The organism is Aminobacter sp. P4_D5, assembly GCF_056401815.1.
Genome location: NZ_JBFUIP010001492.1, coordinates 1 through 502 on the forward strand (window position 1 = coordinate 1; position 502 = coordinate 502).

1 protein-coding gene is annotated in these 502 nt (G+C 73.7%); it reads right to left on the reverse strand.

Annotated elements, in window-relative coordinates; all coding sequences use genetic code 11:
* A partial coding sequence (locus AC1DWF_RS39140) for a DHH family phosphoesterase (RefSeq protein WP_476843759.1) occupies window positions 1-502 on the reverse strand: 502 nt, incomplete at both ends.

Below are 502 nucleotides of genomic sequence, written 5' to 3' on the forward strand. Positions count from 1 at the left end.
CATCCCGCACGGCAGAGAGCTCCATCAGCGCCGCCAGCCCTGCCCGCCCCCGCCGCGCCATCACCCGCAGCCCCTGGACCACCAGCGCCCGGTTCACGCCGATCAGCGGCACCACGTCGCAGACCGTCGCCAGCGCCACGATGTCGAGCAGTTCCCGCAGGTCCGGCTCCGGCCGCGTGGCGAAGAAGCCGCGCCGGCGCAGCTCGCGCTGCATGGCGATCGCCGCCAGGAAGGCCACACCCGCCGCGCAGAGCTGCCGCAGCCCGGAGGTGCAGTCGAGCCGGTTCGGGTTCACCGCGGCCACGATGCGCGGCGGCGGGCCCTCGGCCTTGTGATGGTCCAGCACCACGACGTCGGCGAGGCCCGAGGCCACCGCCAGCGCGTCATGCGCCGCGATTCCGCAATCCACGCAGACGACGAGCGTGGCACCTTGCCCGATCAGCCCTGATATCGCTGGCCCGTTGGGCCCGTAGCCCTCGGCCAGCCGGTCCGGCACATAGGG